This is a genomic window from Nocardioides caricicola (assembly GCF_039541135.1).
Taxonomy (GTDB): Bacteria; Actinomycetota; Actinomycetes; order Propionibacteriales; family Nocardioidaceae; genus Nocardioides; species Nocardioides caricicola.
Genome location: NZ_BAABFQ010000009.1, coordinates 219,047 through 235,478, shown reverse-complemented (window position 1 = coordinate 235,478; position 16,432 = coordinate 219,047). Strand labels below are relative to the sequence as shown.

The 16,432-nt window shown below is 69.6% G+C and carries 14 protein-coding genes; 9 read left to right on the top strand and 5 right to left on the bottom strand.

All coding sequences use genetic code 11. The features are described from left to right. The first annotated feature begins 335 nt into the window (after nt 1-335). The 4 genes from ABD875_RS20850 to ABD875_RS20835 all read left to right on the top strand — a co-directional run bounded on the left by ABD875_RS20850 (nt 336) and on the right by ABD875_RS20835 (nt 4,879). The gene (locus ABD875_RS20850; protein WP_345181900.1) at nt 336-1,010 is read left to right on the top strand and encodes a TetR family transcriptional regulator; all 675 of its coding nucleotides are present in this window, start codon (nt 336-338) and stop codon (nt 1,008-1,010) included. Further along, nucleotides 1,007-1,582, top strand: coding sequence for a PaaI family thioesterase (locus ABD875_RS20845; RefSeq protein WP_345181898.1), 576 nt, complete (start codon nt 1,007-1,009; stop codon nt 1,580-1,582). The genes ABD875_RS20850 and ABD875_RS20845 overlap by 4 nt, the downstream gene beginning before the upstream one ends. A gap of 1,137 nt (nt 1,583-2,719) precedes the next feature. Then, nucleotides 2,720-3,694 carry a matrixin family metalloprotease gene (locus tag ABD875_RS20840; protein ID WP_345181895.1) on the top strand — a complete coding sequence of 325 codons (975 nt, stop codon included), beginning with the start codon at nt 2,720-2,722 and terminating at the stop codon, nt 3,692-3,694. 360 nt (nt 3,695-4,054) lie between these two features. After that, nucleotides 4,055-4,879 (top strand): hypothetical protein, encoded by an 825-nt coding sequence (locus tag ABD875_RS20835; protein ID WP_345181893.1) that lies wholly within the window; start codon nt 4,055-4,057, stop codon nt 4,877-4,879. Nucleotides 4,880-5,085: 206 nt separating this feature from the next. Here ABD875_RS20835 and ABD875_RS20830 read toward each other — a convergent pair whose 3' ends face one another. After that, nucleotides 5,086-7,575: a S8 family peptidase gene (locus ABD875_RS20830; protein WP_345181891.1), complete on the bottom strand. Its 2,490-nt coding sequence runs from the start codon at nt 7,573-7,575 to the stop codon at nt 5,086-5,088. 94 nt (nt 7,576-7,669) lie between these two features. Next, entirely contained in the window at nt 7,670-8,563 is an 894-nt protein-coding gene (locus ABD875_RS20825) for an AAA family ATPase (protein WP_345181889.1), read from the bottom strand. A 488-nt stretch (nt 8,564-9,051) separates the two neighbouring features. Here ABD875_RS20825 and ABD875_RS20820 point away from each other — a divergent pair, with 488 nt between their 5' ends. The 3 genes from ABD875_RS20820 (at nt 9,052) to ABD875_RS20810 (ending at nt 10,284) form a co-directional block, all read left to right on the top strand. Beyond that, complete coding sequence (locus ABD875_RS20820) at nt 9,052-9,477, top strand: hypothetical protein (protein WP_345181887.1); 426 nt, start codon at nt 9,052-9,054, stop codon at nt 9,475-9,477. After that, nucleotides 9,477-9,785 (top strand): hypothetical protein, encoded by a 309-nt coding sequence (locus tag ABD875_RS20815; protein ID WP_345181885.1) that lies wholly within the window; start codon nt 9,477-9,479, stop codon nt 9,783-9,785. Before ABD875_RS20820 ends, ABD875_RS20815 begins: the two co-directional genes overlap by 1 nt. 277 nt (nt 9,786-10,062) lie before the next feature. Then, nucleotides 10,063-10,284 carry a hypothetical protein gene (locus ABD875_RS20810; protein WP_345181883.1) on the top strand — a complete coding sequence of 74 codons (222 nt, stop codon included), beginning with the start codon at nt 10,063-10,065 and terminating at the stop codon, nt 10,282-10,284. Nucleotides 10,285-10,347: 63 nt separating this feature from the next. Here ABD875_RS20810 and ABD875_RS20805 read toward each other — a convergent pair whose 3' ends face one another. Next, nucleotides 10,348-11,727: a hypothetical protein gene (locus ABD875_RS20805; RefSeq protein ID WP_345181881.1), complete on the bottom strand. Its 1,380-nt coding sequence runs from the start codon at nt 11,725-11,727 to the stop codon at nt 10,348-10,350. Next, entirely contained in the window at nt 11,727-12,002 is a 276-nt protein-coding gene (locus tag ABD875_RS20800; protein WP_345181879.1) for a hypothetical protein, read from the bottom strand. The genes ABD875_RS20805 and ABD875_RS20800 overlap by 1 nt, the downstream gene beginning before the upstream one ends. A gap of 178 nt (nt 12,003-12,180) precedes the next feature. On the opposite strand from ABD875_RS20800, the gene ABD875_RS20795 reads away from it, so the two are divergent. After that, complete coding sequence (locus tag ABD875_RS20795; RefSeq protein ID WP_345181877.1) at nt 12,181-14,145, top strand: thioredoxin domain-containing protein; 1,965 nt, start codon at nt 12,181-12,183, stop codon at nt 14,143-14,145. Here the strand turns inward: ABD875_RS20795 and ABD875_RS20790 are convergent. Then, nucleotides 14,123-15,100: an ArsR/SmtB family transcription factor gene (locus tag ABD875_RS20790; protein WP_345181875.1), complete on the bottom strand. Its 978-nt coding sequence runs from the start codon at nt 15,098-15,100 to the stop codon at nt 14,123-14,125. The two genes, ABD875_RS20795 and ABD875_RS20790, sit on opposite strands and share 23 nt — an antisense overlap. Nucleotides 15,101-15,156: 56 nt before the next feature. Between ABD875_RS20790 and ABD875_RS20785 the strand changes: the two genes are divergently transcribed. Then, on the top strand, nt 15,157-16,407 hold the full coding sequence (locus tag ABD875_RS20785) for an MFS transporter (RefSeq protein WP_345181873.1): 1,251 nt from the start codon (nt 15,157-15,159) through the stop codon (nt 16,405-16,407). Nucleotides 16,408-16,432: the final 25 nt, after the last annotated feature.

Genomic DNA, 16,432 nt, shown 5'->3' with positions numbered 1-16,432 from the left:
GTCCGAGGACGCATCCCAACCACCTCCAGTCAGAAGGCGATTGCACTGACCCCTTGAGGCCGCGCGGTCAAGTTCCGAGATTGCGTGTCCGCATGCGCTGCACTCGTACCGGAGCCGCTGAACGGGCTCCTGGCCCATCTGCTGAAGCGTCTGCACCCTAGGTGGGGGGAAGGGGGTCTGGCACGCGGGGCACGTTTCCGTACGGACGTGATGAGCCGACGCGAGCTCGGGTTCGTCCGGCTCCGTGCGTGACCCGGCGGTGCCGTCGGGCTCACTCACTGGATCGGGTCCGGCGACGCGAACTTGGATACATACATGGATGTATCCTGCCGGATGTGACTGCTGGCGAACAGACCCGACAGGTTCGGGCGGCGACAACCCGCCTGCTGTTGCTGGACACCACCGTGGCGTGCCTGGCGGAGCTGGGGTACGCGGGGACCACTGGGCCGGCGGTAGCTGAGCGAGCCGGCTTGTCGCGAGGCGCGCAGCTCCACCACTTCGGCACGCGAGACCAGATGGTCGTCGCGGCGGTCGAGCATCTGGCCCAGCAGCGCCTGACGCATGTCGACGACAGCCTTGCGAAGCGCATGGGAGACAGGGCGGATGCCTCGGCTCAATCCAGCAGGGCGGCGGCGCTGGCGGCCCTCGAACTCCTGGCGGCGGCTATGTCCGGGCCGCTGTACGGAGCGACCTTGGAACTGTGGGCCGCGGCGCGAACGAACGACGACCTTCGCAAGCACCTGGTGCCGGCCGAGGAACGCGTGCGCGCCGATCTTCGTGAAATCTGTCGTATCTGGATCACCACGGAACCGCTACTGGTTGAACTCACTCTGGATCTCCTGCGGGGCCGAGGCGTGAGCGGGATGCTCGTCCCTCACCCTTCTGACGCGCAACGGCTTGTCCTGGAGCGTTGGATCGACACGATCGACGCCGTCGGTGCGGCCGGTGCGGCCGGTGCGGCCGGTGCGGCCGGTGCGGTCGGTTCCGGCGAGGGCGGCGGGGCGCAGTGAGTCGTCTTGATGAGCTGATCGCGACGTTCGCTGAGAAGTTCCGTCCTCGAGAGGACGGAACTCGTCTTCCCTCGCACCACGCCAACTGCCTGGGCTGCGGCGAGGACAATCCGCACGGCCACCGTCTCGAGGTGCGACGTGCCGGGCAGGGCGTGGTCGCTGAACACACCTTCGACCATCGGCACGAAGGCGCACCGGGCATCGCTCATGGTGGGGCCTTGGCCACGGTCGTCGACGACCTCTACGGGTTTCTCCAGTACCTGGTGGGCGGCCCCGCAGTGACTCGACGCCTTGAGATCGAATACTTGCGTCCAGTGCTCCTTGACGTCCCCTACCGGTTGGAGGCCCACCTCACCGGCCGCAAGGAGCGCCGGCTCGAGGTCGAGGCGAGCATCACCGAGCCGGACGGGCAGACAGTGCTCACCTCGACAGCCGTGTTCGTGCTCGTCGACGTCGGCCACTTCGCGGCCGCGTACGCACGGACCCTGGAGAACGCATCGACGAGCGCCATCAACGAGTCCACCGCCGAGACCGGGGATCTGGCACGCCTCCCGAGGAAGCCGGACCCGTGAGCGCGGACTTGCAGCCGCCGGGCCAGCGATGGGCCAGACCCCAGAGATGGCAGAAATCGACCTTGGCCTACTCGTTGCCGCGGAGGCCACGTCAACCGTCAGTTCGGGTGTGCGTGGGCCGCGCCTGGCGCCGCGAAACGGGGCCTAGTGGTGTCGATGGCAGTGTCTGCACCGTAGGTCGCATGACTCTGAAGGTCGACGAGCCCATCTGCCACTGCTGCCCCGAGCTGCGACCTGCTGAGGAGGGGTCCCTTGCGTGCTCGATGTGCAACGCGGAACTCTTCTGTCTCTGCTGCGCCGAGTGTCTGACCCCGTACCACGCGGAGGCGACCCGGAAGGTGGAACGCGAGGGCGACGAGCTCATGTTTCCGTGCTGCGGGTGACCTGGCCGCATTCATTCGGGTGCCGTACACGGTACGTGGGGGCCGGTACTCGCGGACGCCCCGGAGCGAAAGCCGGCCCTAGTCACTCCGCCTGGACGATCTGAGTTCCAGCGGCTGTGTGGCTCATCGCGCGCGCGAAGGTGGACCCAGAAGCAGTGATCGGGGCAACTTCAATCACCACGCCTCCGGCCGGGTGCACGTCCGCTCCGCCGGCTCCGTCCCGCCGACTCGGTCCGCCCGCCGTCGTCGAAATCATGGCCGAGGTCGGGGCTCGACATCTCTCCGGAGTTCCCCAAGAACCTCCTGGCCGAGGACGTCGGAGCATCCGACGTCGTCATCACGATGGGCTCCGGTGACGCTTCCCCGTCTTCCCCTGCAAGCGCTCGGCTGCCCAGCAAGGATGCGAAGTGCCTTGCGGGCACCGTAGCTGGACTTGGGGACGCGGCTTGCGGGCGCACCCCGCAGACGAAGACGCGGCCAGAAGCATGAGTCCGGCACCCGACATGTCTCGACAGTTCGCCGAATCATCACGAAGGCGACGGCCGTGCCATCGGCGCCGACGAGGAGCTTGATGCCCTTCTCGCGCGAGTACGTCTTGGGCGGTGTTCTGTGCTGCCGCAGAGCGCCGAGTACCACCTTCACGGCCCGGTTGCAGTCCTTCACCCACCCTCGGTCACCGACGGTCGTGTTGGTGGAGAACCACACGGGCGGATGTGCGGAAGGCAGGTATTCGTCACGGTCTGGGTGATATTCCATGAAGAAGACGCCGAACTCGCTGATGGACCCCCCAGAGGCTCGACTCGGGCGTGGACCGGTCGCAGGTCGCTGCTGTTTGCGGGTTGTTGGGAGGGGGTTTGTGCTCGGCAGCGCCGAGTCGTGGATTGTCACGGTCACGCCGCACAAGGTGCAGGGGTCATCCTTCCCATACGTCGCCCGCTTTTCGTGCCCGTGTCTCGTGGTCCGAGTCCCGACTGTCGATGTTCGGGGCCGCTATTCCCGCACTCTGCGGAGGGTGATGACCCGGTCGGCACATGTGACTGCTCTGCTCGTGATTGCGGCGTTGCTCGCCACGGGCGCCGTGCGACACGGCCTCTTGGACAAGAGTCGTTCGAGGTCACATCCGGACTTATCGATCGCGGCGACGGAGCGTTTCACCGTGATGAGTGCGGAGGGGGTGCCCGGTCGCTGGGACCCGTGCTACCCAATCAGGATCGTCGTTGACCCACACGGAGCACCCCCCGGCGTCACCCGGGACATCCGCACGGCGGCCGACAGGCTCCGGGCCTGGACGAGGCTCAGGTTTGCGGTCACAGTGTCGCGGGCCGGCTCGGCAAGCGTCTGGAGAGCCAGAGCGGCGGGTGGCGGCTGGCGGCCGGTCATGCTCTCGTTCGTCGGCCGAAGCTCAGACCGGTTGTCCGACCCGGCAGCGTTGGCGGAGGCGAGGCCGGTCTGGGTGACCGACGGCGACGGCCGATCGGAGTTCGTCACAGGGTCGGTGGCGTTCAACCGCTCCCAGGTCGGCCTGTACGGCGACGGGACAGATGACCGACCGACGCGCCTTCGGCTGATCGAGCACGAGCTCGGACACATCGTCGGGTTGAAACACGTTCACGACCCCCGGTCGCTGATGTACCCGACGCTCGAGGCCGTCGGTGGGCTGACTAGCGGCGATCGAAAAGCGATGCGCCGCGTAGGGGGTACCTGCGCGCGACCGCCGGACACCCCGTGAGGGCATCCGGCGGGCGGTCGAGCGTGTCTACGAGGCACTGTCTCGACTCTGGGTGACTGTCCGTGAACCCGGGGATCTGGCAAGGAGGTGATCCACGTCTGGTCTCCACCTTGTCCGCAGCCGGCCTGCCGAGCCAGCGGACAAGCCGTTCCTATGGACAAGGTCAGAGTCCGGGGATCACACCGGTGACCTGCGGGTTCTCGAGGATCACCTACTCCGAACTGGTGGTCGTGGATGGATCCGAACAAAAGGAGTCAGTGGGGAGGAGTCGAGCAACCCGGGCGGCGATCCAGCCGAGATCGTTGCCTCTCACCGGTGGAACCGGACCTTCGATCGCACCACCACGATCAGAGGAGAGTCATGGAACCGGAAGCTACCCCCGAACTGCCCCCCATCAGCAAGCACCACGTCCTGCATCTGTCGCGGGTCGTTCCGACCGTGCCGCCGCACCTCGTGAAGTCGTTGTTCTTGCTCGCTCACCACGCCGACCACAAGACGGGGGAGTCGAGGCCCGGCAACGCGGCGTACGAACGCTGGGGCATCCCGTACTCGACCTGGCGGCGACACATGGCCCAGCTGTCCGCGTTGGGACTGGTGCGACAGACCGTCCTCGGCAGCAAGACCGACCACCTGGCCGCGACGTACGAGCTCCTCTACGTCTCGCCTCTCACTGGTGAGAGCACGTCCACGTCCTCTTCACACAAAGATCCCTCCCCTCACCGGGGAGGGGAGGGCACTCGTGAGAATGGAGGTCAGGACGAGCCGCTGAACACCGCAGAGCAGAAGCTGTGGGACTCACTCGCGTCGAAGATTCGGACACAGCTCGGGTCGGGCGAGGCCCAACGACTGGACGACCAGTGCAATCGGTTTGACCGGCTTGTCCGCCTTCAGCGGACGGCCCTCCGGGTGGCGAGCCGAGGTGGCGAGCACGAGGTGGTTGAAGCCCTGACCCGCAAGAAGCAGACCGACCGGCCCGCATACGACGGCGCCAAGAACGTGCCCGCTGCGATGTGGTCGCGCTTGCGGCGCCTGGCGGACGAGTACGGAATCGAGATGGCCGACCCAACTCCAGCCGCGTTCGAAGCGGAGCAACCGCCCAGCGCGTCCGAGGCCATCGAGCTCCTGGGGGATCGGTTCCCCGGGCTGGCTGAGACGATGCGCCCGCGGACGCGCGGGGCCGCTTGAGTGTTCGCTCGGAGCGTTGTTGTCACCGAACCGGGCGAATCGCGGCAGAATCCAACGTTGATGATCGCGACGTTGCCGGCGGCAGGACGCGGCATCTGCGAACGAGCGATCGGGTGTGACACCTGGGCGACGTGGACCGATCGAGCGGTTGGGGCGTCGGGAGCAGGTCCCGCGCCGACACGGCGCGCTTGCGGACCAGCCTGCCGTCACTCAGTCTCGATCTCCACGGCGATTGGGACCGGCGTCTCAACCGTGGCGGTCACCGGCACGCCGAGCTCGGTGGCGATCGGGGTGTAGAGGTCGATGGCCGTCTCATCGGTGCGCAGCGAGACGATCAAGGAGTACCGGATCGGCAGGTCGGTCCGGTCCTTGCGGCGGTTGTTCTTCCACCAGCCGCCGACGGGGTAGACCGCGATCCGGCTCGACGCGGCCAGCTCGGCCCCGGTGCCGTGCCACTCGTCCTGGTGCAGGGAGCCGTAGTGTCGCTGCTGCGCCCCGATGAACCATCGTTGCGCGGCGCCGGCGGCTGAGGAGGTAGTGCCGTCTTCGGCGGATTGCGCGTCGCGGTTGACCCGATTCACGAACTCGGCGCTGGTTTCTAGTGGTGCCTGCAGGTCGAACCGCAGGGCGTGCGAGGCGTAGGAGTACCGCTGCCGCCAGCCGCGCCGCGAGGCCGACGGCTCGACGTAGTACGAAAGCGTGATCCGCATTCGCACCTCGGCGGCACCAAGGCCCTCGAGCACCTCGACCGGCCAGGGCAGCTCGTGCAACCGGAACTGACGCATCCGCAGCTCGTCGCCCTCGAAGGGGACGAACCGGTCCTGGACGATCAGGGTGACGGCCGAGCTGGCGGAGGTGAGCAGTGCCTCCTCGTCGGGAACGCCCCAGCCGTAGCGGCGCAGCAACTGCAGGCGCCCGGTCTTGCCGGCAGCGCCGTCAAGCTCAGCCTGCATCGCCAGGGTCCATTCCGCAGAGTGGGTGAGCAGTCCGCGGACGGTCTCGGGCCAGTAGTCGGGGTAACGGGCGATGGTTCGTGCCGCCAGCCGTGCCGCCTGGGCGGTTGCGGCGCTGGTCGCGTTCGCCGCGGTCAGGGCGAGATCGTTGACGATGCCGGTCGAACGCAGCGAGAGCAGCGGGTGCTTGTCCTCGAAGCCGTTGCTGCCGTCGGTGAGGACGTTGCCGCCCTCCATGCAGATGTCGGGCTTGATCGGCCAGCGTCGATGGTTGAACAGCAACGAGGTCCGGCTGTGGGGCGAGAGCTCACCTTCGCCCGCCTGCGCTGTCCAGCCGTGGTAGCTAGGGTCGGCTGAGGTGTCGGTGAGGTTGGTGAACGCCCCGACCGTGATCGCGTTCCATGCCTGGGCCGGGTCGGCGACCGGGGTGGTGTCGGACTCGGTGTGGTGGTCGGTCTGGTAGCTGGTGACGTTGCCGGCAGCGACCAGGATCACCCGGGCGGACTCCGGATCGGGTGCGGTGAGCAGGGCGAGGTCGTCGCCATCGCGGGCAACGTCGGTGCCGGCTGCGAGGGCGTCGACGCTGGCCGACCACAGGGTGGGTTCGCCGGGACGGTCGGGCTCGGTGCTGACCGGCAGGCAGAACACGCGGCGGCGCGGGTGGATGATCTCGGGCAGGGCGACCGCTTCGATGGTGGCGGTCCCGTAGTCGCGCGGGTCGTGCGGCTCTTGGTTGGCGTCCGGGACCAGCTTGACCGACTCGAGCCGGTGCTCCAGCTCGATGGTCGCGGTGGAGACCAGGTGGTCGTCCAGTTCGTCGCCGAACAGCGCGAGCCCGGCCATTGACGTGCCGTGTCCGTGGTTGTCGTTGCCGGATTCGCCCACGACGGTGTGCTGGTCGGTGGGTGCCAGGGATCCCTCGAGGAGGACGTGCGGGCGGAACACGCCGGTGTCCAGGTGGCAGACGGCGGGCGCGTGGTCGGGGGCAGGAACCAGACGCTCAGCGAGGTCCGCGACATACTCGCCCTGCTCGTCGGGCGGGAGGTCCTCGATGGTGTCGATGAACCCGGGCCGACGAACCTCGGCGATCGGCACGCTGGTGAAGGGCAGGACCTCCAGCTGGTCCCAGGTGGCCTCGACCCAGACCACGTGCCGGTCCCGGAAGGTCAGCGTCCGGGGCAGCGACCGGAGCTGGTAGGTGGAGACGAATCCGTCGATCGTCTCGGCGTGCGCCTGGCCGGTGTCGAGCCAGAGCTCCCACCAGTGCACGCCAGCCTCCGGTGGCTCGCCTTCGGAGGTCCACAGGTCACGCAGCAGGGCACGCCGAATGTGGGCGATGTTCGCGACCAGGGCGCGGTGCTTCGGATTGCCGTCCGGGGTATCCCAGGTCGCCTCGTCGCCGCGCGTGCTGACTTCCGTCAGGTAGTCCTCGAAGATCTTCAGAAACCGGGCGCGGAACTCGTCGGAGACCCAGACCATGGCGCGCTCGGGCTGGTCGCCATCGACTGGCTGGACCGAGAGCAGGAGCCACTGTGGCCGGCGGGCAACCTTGCGGGATCGGTTGAGCCGAGTCAGCGGGTCGAGCTGGAGGGGGAAGGCGCCGTCCGCGCCCTCGAGCACGATGATGGTGCCGAGCGCACGGAGCTCCTCGATGTCGACCAGGGCGGAGCGTCGCTCATCGGTCTCGTCGAGGACCTCCTCGAGCTCGCCGCGGAGCGCCAGCCCATGGCTACGGTGCTCCACCGGTCGGATACGGGAGTTGCCGCGTCCACGGCGTCTGAAGTCCTCGCCACGGACTCGGTCGATCACGAAGAGGTGCGCGAGCCGGCCGGGCACCTCAGCCAAGGCTGGCCGATCGGCGGGCAACCAGGGCCTGAACGAGGGTGTCGCGGTCGACGGTGGTCTCGCCGCGCATCAGGCTGACCTTCGCAGCCGACTCGGCGGCCTTGACCAGGTCGGCGTGGCTGAGACCCTCGGTGTGCTCCCCGAGCTTCACCAGAGCGCTCTTGGCCGCCAGCGACCCGAGACGACCGCGGATGACGCTCGCCGCCTGCCGAGCGTCGGGGCGTGAGTAGGTCAGGACCAAGTCCATGCGCCGGAACAGCGCCTTGTCCAGAATGGTGCGGTGGTTGGTTGCGGCGACCACCAGCGACGACGGGTCCGCGTCCTCGAGGAAGACCAGGAACGAGTTAAGGATGCGGCGGGCCTCGCCGACGTCGTTGCCGGCCCGGTCCGCGCCGAGCGCGTCGAACTCGTCGAAGAGGTACACGCCGCGACGGGTGTCGACCTGGTCGAAGATCTGGCGCAACTTGCTCGCCGTCTCACCCATGTACTTGCTCATCAGCGCGTCGAGCCGCACCGTGAACATCGGTAGCGACAGCTCGTGGGCCAGGACCGAGGCGGTCATCGTCTTCCCGGTGCCGGGCGGGCCCTCGAGGAGCAGTCGGTGCGCCGGCGTGAACCCGCTGTCGAGCAGCCGCTTGCGTTGCCGCTGTTCAGCGATCACGTGCTTGATCTGGTCCTGCAGTGCGCGAGGGAGCACCAGGTCACGCAGCCGGGTGCTGGGATGGCTGGTGATGATCAGTTCTGCGAGGTCACCGCGGGGCTGGGCCAGGCTGGTGACATGGGGCTTGCGGGTGACCTCACGGGAGGCGTCGACCGCCTTCTTGATGTCCCCGGCGAGCACGTGGTGTCCCCGCTTGGCCTCCTTGGCCGCGATCTGCAGGGCCACAGAGTAGAAGGTCGAGTCGTCACCGGAAGCGTGGCTGCGCACCATTGCGGTGATGTGATCACCCAGGCCGGCCATGTTCTCGCCTCCTCCCTCGCTCGTTGTCTCGTGTCCAGGTTCGCCGGGTGGGCTTGGGCCGGGCGCTTCCTGTCGAAGCGACAGATCACCAAGCCAGCACCTTCAGGCGGGCCCTGCGGAGCCGGCCACCGATACCGGCCGATCCGGGCTCATCGTAGCCATCGGCGCCGACCCCCGGGGCTGGTTGGTCGCGCGACTCGGCCCAGTGTTTGCTCCGCTCGAAGCTGGAGCGGGTCAACCCTTCTCTGATGTCCAGCTGGAGGCCGTCCGACGCAACTTGTGCTTGGGCTGACGCGACCGTCGCGCAGCGGCCGGCGCCCGGATGCCGCGATCGGAGGTGAATGCCCGAGTGCACCTCGGCAGCACGATGACGGTGTGACCGCGTTGACGCCCCGGAGTCTGGGTGACGATCCATGTCGAACCTAGTCGCCTTCCGGATCGTGACACCCGACGGAGCCAACCGCGTCGTCTGCGACATCGAGTGTGCGGAGCACTACCTGGCCTCGCACAGCAGCGAGGACGGCCGCCGCCTCGTCACGGATCCTGTCCGCGTGACCGGCTCATGTGCGTTCTGCGCCTGGGACGGCGAACGCGTCGCCGTGCCGCCGCGGTGCCGGATGCATGACCAGAGCTGTCCTGACTTCGACGCCCTTGGCACCCTCCGTGCTCAGGCTGCGGTTCGCGAGCTTCGCCGGCGCACCGGCGGCGACCTCTCGCCGCGCGCCTTCGCCTACCTTGAGGCCGCGGCCCGCTCGTATCGAGAAGCCGGTATCGACGGAACCGCCAGGATGCTGGTCGAGCGGGTCTGGGACGCCTCCGTCGACTGGTTGGGCCAGTAGTGCCGCGCAAGCTCAACTGGATCGCCGACCTGTGTGTCAACGGGTCGATCCAGGCGCTGAAAGAAGCCAGAGACTCATACGCGAGGGACGCCGCCAGGTGGCGGCGAGAGCGTCGCCGCGCCGATCCCAACCGCGCTGTCGAGCGCATCCACGGACAGCTCGCGGCGGCCTACGCCTTCCGAACCTCAGACGCATCTGGCGCCGGCCGCATGGCTCAGTGGGTGCGGTTGGTCGAGTCCGGCCTCGACCCGGGCATGGCCGTACAGGCCGTCTACGCAATCAACTGCGACGCAGGTCCGACGATCTGACCTCCAGCCCCCGCCGACTGGCGGGTCGTCGTCTCACGCAGCATCGTGCGATCGAGCCTCTAGCCCTCTCGGAATCACTCAGGAGCGACTGCCGCTGTCCGATTGGACCCAGCGCTTCCCTCGGATGACGGGTCGCTCCGACATCCGAGGCCGGCCGCATGGCCTCAGACGCGGCCTTTGGGCCGCAATCGCACCCGCGAGGACCCAGGTCGCCCGGGCCTCGCGTTCTGAGTCCACCGCTGAACGACAGTCCAAAACACATCCTGAAGGAGCCCACGTGCCCAAGCCCGGCACCCGCAACATCCTCTACGTCCTCGAGAACGGAGCGCCCGACGAGTGGGCGTTGGCCCGCGACGTGCCGACCGGTGAGCTGGAGGGCGGCGTGGCCGTCTACCGGTTCAACGACGTGCCCGACGAGCTCGCCGACCGGATCTCCGACTCCGGCAAGCCGCGGCACTCGTGGGACGAGCTCATGAAGCTGTCTCACGACGTCCTCTGACAGGACGGCACGCAAGACGTCGAAGGCCCCAGGGAGTGCTCCCTGGGGCCTTCTTCATGGGGGTCAGTAGTCCCGGAGGTTCTTCACCGCACGCTTCAGCACGTCGGCGCCAGCGCGGACGTAGTGGTTCAGCACCGTCGTCAACTCGTCGCCCAGGAACAGGGCGACGTCGGGCCAGTCGTGGCCGAGTTCGTCGTGCCAGAACGTCGCAGCGTGGTGCCGCATGTTCCGGTAGGTGATGGAGACCGGCCACTCGTTGTCCGGGTCGTTCTTCGAGACCCACCGACGAACCTTGTGCCAGTAGTCGTTGTGGAGCTCGCTGCGAACGGGCAGGCCCGTGGTCGTGTCGACGAACAGCCACGCCTCGTCGGCCGGGTCGACCTGCACCTCCCACCAGCGGTCCGGCGACTGGACCAGCTTCCCGCGACGCAGACGTTCTGCACGCTGCGCGTTCAGCACCTGCTGCATCGTCGCACCGACCGGGAGACCTAGCGCGTCGCGAACGACCGGATACAGCTCCTCCATCAGCGACGCCGGCAGCGGAACCTCGTGCGGCCGCTTGTTCTTGACCGGTCCTCGGAACGCCGGCTTCTTGTCGCGGCGCGGCTGGGTCCACGACCCAGTCACGAACACCCACCCCTCGTCGAAGTAGACGTCCCACGCTCGGAGCGCGTTCTGCTCTCCGGACCGCAGGCCGCCGTACCCGGCAACCCGGTACTTCGTGCCTAGGTACGGGAGCCGGGCGAACGACTGGTAGCCGTCCGCCACGAGCTTCTCCGCGGCCGCGGCCATGGCGTCGACCATGCGGGTCTCCGGGCGAAGCGACGGGTCGACGTAGCCCTTGCCGGCACCGTGGTACTCCTGCTGCTTAGCGGTCTCCAACCCTTCGAGTGGGTTGAACTCGGGCGACAGCCACCCCTCCCGATGCGCGATGCCACGCATCACCGACAGGGTGGTGCGGATGTCACCGAGGCGGGCGACGCCGCACGTCTTCGCGGCCTTCTCCATGACCATCTCGCTGTGCGAGAGACGCCACTTGTCGACCGACACGTCCCCGATGGTCGGGAGGATGTGCGCGTTCAGGTGCGACTCTCGCTGCTCGACAGTGCGCTCCTCGAGCTTCTTGCTGTTCTGGTCGAGCATCAGCTGACCGAGCGCGGAGATGGTCCGCTCGGCCTTGACCCGCTGCCTGGCGGGCGCGTGGTCGGAGAGCCCGTCGAGCCACCTCTCGGTCTTCGCGAATAGTGCCCGGGCGGACTCCTCGGAGTGCTCGTCGGCGGTGCGGGACGTCCACGACCACGTCCCGGTCTCCTTGTCGGGCTCCTTGAACGTGACGCGGTAGCGCGAGTACGACGAGGTCGGTGCGGACAGAGCGACCCGCCAAGGCTTCCTGCCGCCGCCGAGGGTCCGGGGCTTGCCGGTCGCGAGCTTCGTCGTGGCCATCAGGCGGCCTTCCGTCCGGGTGCGCGCTTGGCCGGCGGGCCGGAGTCGGTCGAAGGGTCGACCGGCGGGTCGGGGACGGGCTGGACCTGGCCGTCTTCCCACGCCAGGAGGGTGTCGAGGCGGTACTTGCCGCCGAGGACGGGCCGGGGGAACCCGGGCGTCTTGAGGTGCACGTAGCCCTGCGTCTTGCCCCATCCATAGCGGGCGAAGACATCGCGGGCGGACAGGAACGTGTGCCGGGGGTCGAGCCCCTCGAGCGTCATTGTTGTGGTCATGGAGCGCACGGTGCGGGGACCGAAATCGGCCGCAATCACAGTCTTCTGGTCGCCGTCGGCACAGTCCGGAGCGAGCCGGAGAAACCGGTCGGAACTGGTTCTTGTGTCTGGAATCTCTGTCCGAAACCACCAAGCAACCGCTCGCCTGTCACTTGTGCAGTGGCAGAGACTGATCAGTATGCCCAACCGTCTCGCTGCGTCACTGAGCCCGTACCTGCAGCAGCACAAGGACAATCCAGTCGACTGGTGGGAGTGGGGACCGGAGCCGTTCGCTGAGGCTCGACGGTTAGACATACCTGTCCTTTTGAGCGTCGGGTACGCGGCCTGCCACTGGTGCCACGTGATGGCGCACGAGTCGTTCGAGGACGCGGCGACCGCGGCGTACATGAACGAGCACTTCGTGAACATCAAGGTCGACCGCGAGGAGCGGCCGGACGTCGACGCGGTCTACATGCAGGCGACCACGTCGATGACCGGGCACGGCGGCTGGCCGATGACGTGCGTGCTCGACCACGACGGCAGCCCGTTCTTCGCCGGCACCTACTTCCCGGACCAGCCGCGGCACGGGCAGCCGTCGTTCGGCCAGGTGCTGCAGGCGCTCAGCGACGCGTGGCACACGCGCGGCGACGAGGTCGCGCGGGTGGCGGCGACGCTGCGCGAGCACCTCGGCTCCCAGTCCTCCCTCGCCGGCCAGACCGAGCTGACCTGGCCCGAGCTGCTCGAGGGCGCGGTGGTCACGCTCGCCCGGGAGTTCGACCAGCAGTCGGCGGGGTTCGGCGGAGCGCCGAAGTTCCCGCCGTCGATGGTGCTCGAGTACCTCCTGCGCATCTCGGGTGGGGACGGCGCCGGCACCGAGGCGCGCCGGATGGTCGACGCGACCCTCGAGGCGATGGCGCGCGGCGGCATCCACGACCAGCTCGGCGGCGGCTTCGCGCGCTACTCGGTCGACCGCGAGTGGGTCGTGCCGCACTTCGAGAAGATGCTGTACGACAACGCCCTGCTGTTGCGCGTGTACGCCGAGTGGGGCACGCCGCTCGGGCGCCGCGTCGCCGACGGGATCGCCGCGTTCCTGCTCGCCGAGCTGCGCACGCCCGAAGGCGGCTTCGCCTCGGCCCTCGACGCCGACTCCGAGGGCGAGGAGGGCACGTTCTACGTGTGGACGCCCGCCCAGCTCGCCGCCGTGCTCGGCCCGGACGACGGCGCCTGGGCTGCCGCCCTGCTCTCGGTCACCGAGGCCGGGACGTTCGAGCGCGGCGCCTCGACGCTGCAGCTGCTGCGCGACCCCGACGACCCCGAGCGCTGGGAGTCCGTACGCCGCCGGCTGCTGGAGGCCCGCGCCACCCGCGAGCGCCCGGCCCGCGACGACAAGGTCGTCGCCGCGTGGAACGGGCTGGCGATCAGCGGTCTCTGCCGGGCCGGGTACGTCGCCGCGGCGGTCGAGGCGGGTGAGCTGCTCTGGCGGGTGCACATGGTCGACGGGCGGCTGCGCCGGGTGTCGCGCGACGGTGTCGTCGGCGCGCCGGCCGGGGTGCTGGAGGACCACGGCTGCGTCGCGGCCGGGTTCGTCGACCTGCTCTCCGCGACCGGCGACCCGGTGTGGCTGCACCGGGCCGGCGTCCTCCTCGAGGCCGCCCTCGCGCACTTCGCCGCTCCCGACGGTGGCTTCTTCGACACCGCCGACGACGCCGAGGCCCTCGTCGCGCGCCCGCGCGACCCGTCCGACAACGCCTCGCCGTCCGGCCTCTCCGCCATGGTGCACGCACTGGTCGAGTACGCCGCGGTCACCGGCTCGGGCCGGCACCGCGACGCGGCCGAGTCCGCCCTGGCCGCGGTCGCGGTGCTCGCCGAGCGCGCCCCGCGCTTCGCCGGATGGTCGCTCGCCGCCGCGGAGTCGATGGTCGGGGGACCGGTCGAGGTCGCGGTGGTGGGACCGCCGGGCGAGGAGCGGGACGCGCTCGAGCGCCGCGCGCGCCAGCACCCCGGCGCGGTCGTGGTGGCCGCGGACGGCCCCAGCGACGACATCCCGCTGCTGGTCGGGCGGGAGCCGGTGGACGGCCGGCCCGCGGCCTACGTGTGCCGCAACCTGGTCTGCCAGCGCCCGGTGACGACGCTCGACGAGCTCAGCTCCGCGCTGCCGCGCTGAGCAGCCGGTCCCCGAGGTCCGAGCGGAGGTAGAGCACCGACCGGCCGTGCCGCGCGGAGGTCAGCAGGCCGCCGTCGCGCAGCGCCCGCAGGTGCTGGTTGACCGCGCTGGTGGTGACGCCGAGGCGGACCGCGAGCTCGGTCGACGACGCCGGTGACTCCAGCAACGCGAGCAGCCGCGCGCGCACCGCACCGAGCAGGCCTGCGAGCGCGTCGCGGTCGCCGGGCGGCTCGGCCTCCCAGAGCGTGCCGACACCGCGGGCGCCGTACAGGATCAGCGGCTGCTCGTGCGGCGAGATCGGCGCGGTCGCATTGCGGGTGAACAGCGACGGCGCCAGGGTCAGGCCCTCGCCGGCCGTGGAGCGGCGGAAGCCGACCTTCGAGCTCATCTCGACCCGCACCACGTCGTCGACCAGCCGGATCCGCGGGGAGAGGTCGGCGAACATCGTCGCCAGCCCCTCGCGTGCGATCACCCGGCCGCGGAAGACGATGTCGGCCTCCAGCACCGTGCGCATCCGTGGCCACCACGGCTCGAAGCAGGTCTCCCAGTACGCCGCCAGCGTGCGGGTGATCCGGCGCAGCAGCCGGTCTCGCCGCCCGGTGAGCGCGGGCGGCAGGCCGCCGGGATGGACCTCGGCCAGGTCGTCGCGGACCACGTCGAGCGGCGTCTCGGCGACCGCAGCCAGCTCGTCGGCGAAGCGGGTGAGCGGCGATCGCGGTCGCGGGGTGAGGAAGTCCGGGGTCCACAGGTTCTCGTTCGACAGCGCGAGCAGCAGCTCGCCGTCGAGCTCGGCGCGGGCCGCGGCGGTGAGGTTGAGCCACGGGAGCATGAGCGGGTACCGGCCGGGCTCGCGCCAGGTCCGCAGGGACAGGGACAACTCGTTGAGCGGCGACAGCGCGAACCGGACCTCGCCGAGGTCCGCACCAGCCAGCTCGTACTCGATCAGCCCGGCCATGAAGCACAACGCTACATCGTTGGTGGGGTCCCGGACGGTCGTGACAGAACTGTCCCGTGCTCGACCGCCTCTCCCGCCTGCTGTTCCCCGCGGACCCCGTCCAGCGGGCCCTGACGTTCGCGACGATGAGCGCCTCGCTCTCGACCGGGCTGTTCTACAGCGTCAGCGCGCTCTACTTCACCCGCGTGATCGGCCTGGAGGCGACGACCGTCGGGCTCGGGCTGACGATCGCCGGCGCGGTGGGCGTCGTGGCGTCGTTCGCCGGTGGGTACGCCACCGAACGGATGGGCGCGGACCGGCTCCAGCTGTGGGCGAACGCCGTGCAGGGCCTGGCGCTCCTCGCCTACGTGTTCGCTGCGAACGCCGTCGCGTTCACGCTCGTCGCGTGCGTCGCGGTCGGTGCCCGCAGCCTGCAGGGGACCGCGAAGGCGACCGTGCAGGCGCGCTGGTTCGAGAGCTCCGAGCGGGTCGAGATCCGCGCCCGGCTGCGCGTGATCACCAACGTGTTCATCGGCCTCGGCACTGTCCTCGCCGGCGCCGCGCTGCTGGTCGACACCGCGGCGGCGTACCAGGCCACGATGGTCGCGGTCGGGCTGTTCGCGGCCCTTGCGACCGCGCCGCTCGCCGGGCTGCGCCGGGTCGAGGGCTTCGCCGCCCACATGGACGCGCACCTCGACGTCGACCGGGTCCCGGGACCGTCCCCGCTGCGCGACCGCACCTACGTCACGTCGGTCGCGCTCAACTCCGTGATCGCGATGCAGTTCGGCCTGACGAGCGTCGGCGTCCCGCTCTGGATCGTCACCCGCACCGAGGCGCCCGAGGTCGTGATCTCGCTGCTCCTGGTCCTCAACACGGTGTTCGTCGCGCTGTTCCAGGTGCGCGCCGCCCGCGGCACCCACGACATCGGCGTCGCCGGGCGGACCGTACGCCGCGGGAGCCTTCTGCTCGCCGTCGCGTGCCTGCTGTACGGCGCCGCCGGGAGCGTCGGCGTCGTCGCGGCCGTGGCGCTGCTGCTGCTCGCCGAGCTGCTCGGCTCCTGGGCCGAGATCTGGTGCGAGGCGGGAGGCTGGGGTCTCGCCTTCGAGCTCGCCGACCCGCTCAGCGCGGGCCGTTACCAGGGGCTGTCGCAGACCGGCTACGCGATCGCCTCGATGGTCGCCCCGGCGCTGGTGACCGCGACCGCGGTCGACCACGGGATGCCGGGCTGGGTGTTCCTCGCGGCGCTCTTCGCGCTCACCGGCACCGCGGTCGGCGTCCTCGCCCGGCGCGCCGCCGCCCGTTCGCCCGAGGTCGTGCTGGTGGCCTAGCCGCCCGCGCAGTACGTTGACACTC

Coding starts and splice junctions, on each gene's coding strand:
- ABD875_RS20840 (WP_345181895.1), top strand. CDS start 2,720: ATGAAGAAGACGCCGAACTCGCTGATGGACCCCCCAGAGGCTCGACTC.
- ABD875_RS20835 (WP_345181893.1), top strand. CDS start 4,055: ATGGAACCGGAAGCTACCCCCGAACTGCCCCCCATCAGCAAGCACCAC.
- ABD875_RS20820 (WP_345181887.1), top strand. CDS start 9,052: ATGTCGAACCTAGTCGCCTTCCGGATCGTGACACCCGACGGAGCCAAC.
- ABD875_RS20805 (WP_345181881.1), bottom strand. CDS start 11,727: ATGGCCACGACGAAGCTCGCGACCGGCAAGCCCCGGACCCTCGGCGGC.
- ABD875_RS20800 (WP_345181879.1), bottom strand. CDS start 12,002: ATGACCACAACAATGACGCTCGAGGGGCTCGACCCCCGGCACACGTTC.
- ABD875_RS20795 (WP_345181877.1), top strand. CDS start 12,181: ATGCCCAACCGTCTCGCTGCGTCACTGAGCCCGTACCTGCAGCAGCAC.
- ABD875_RS20790 (WP_345181875.1), bottom strand. CDS start 15,100: ATGGCCGGGCTGATCGAGTACGAGCTGGCTGGTGCGGACCTCGGCGAG.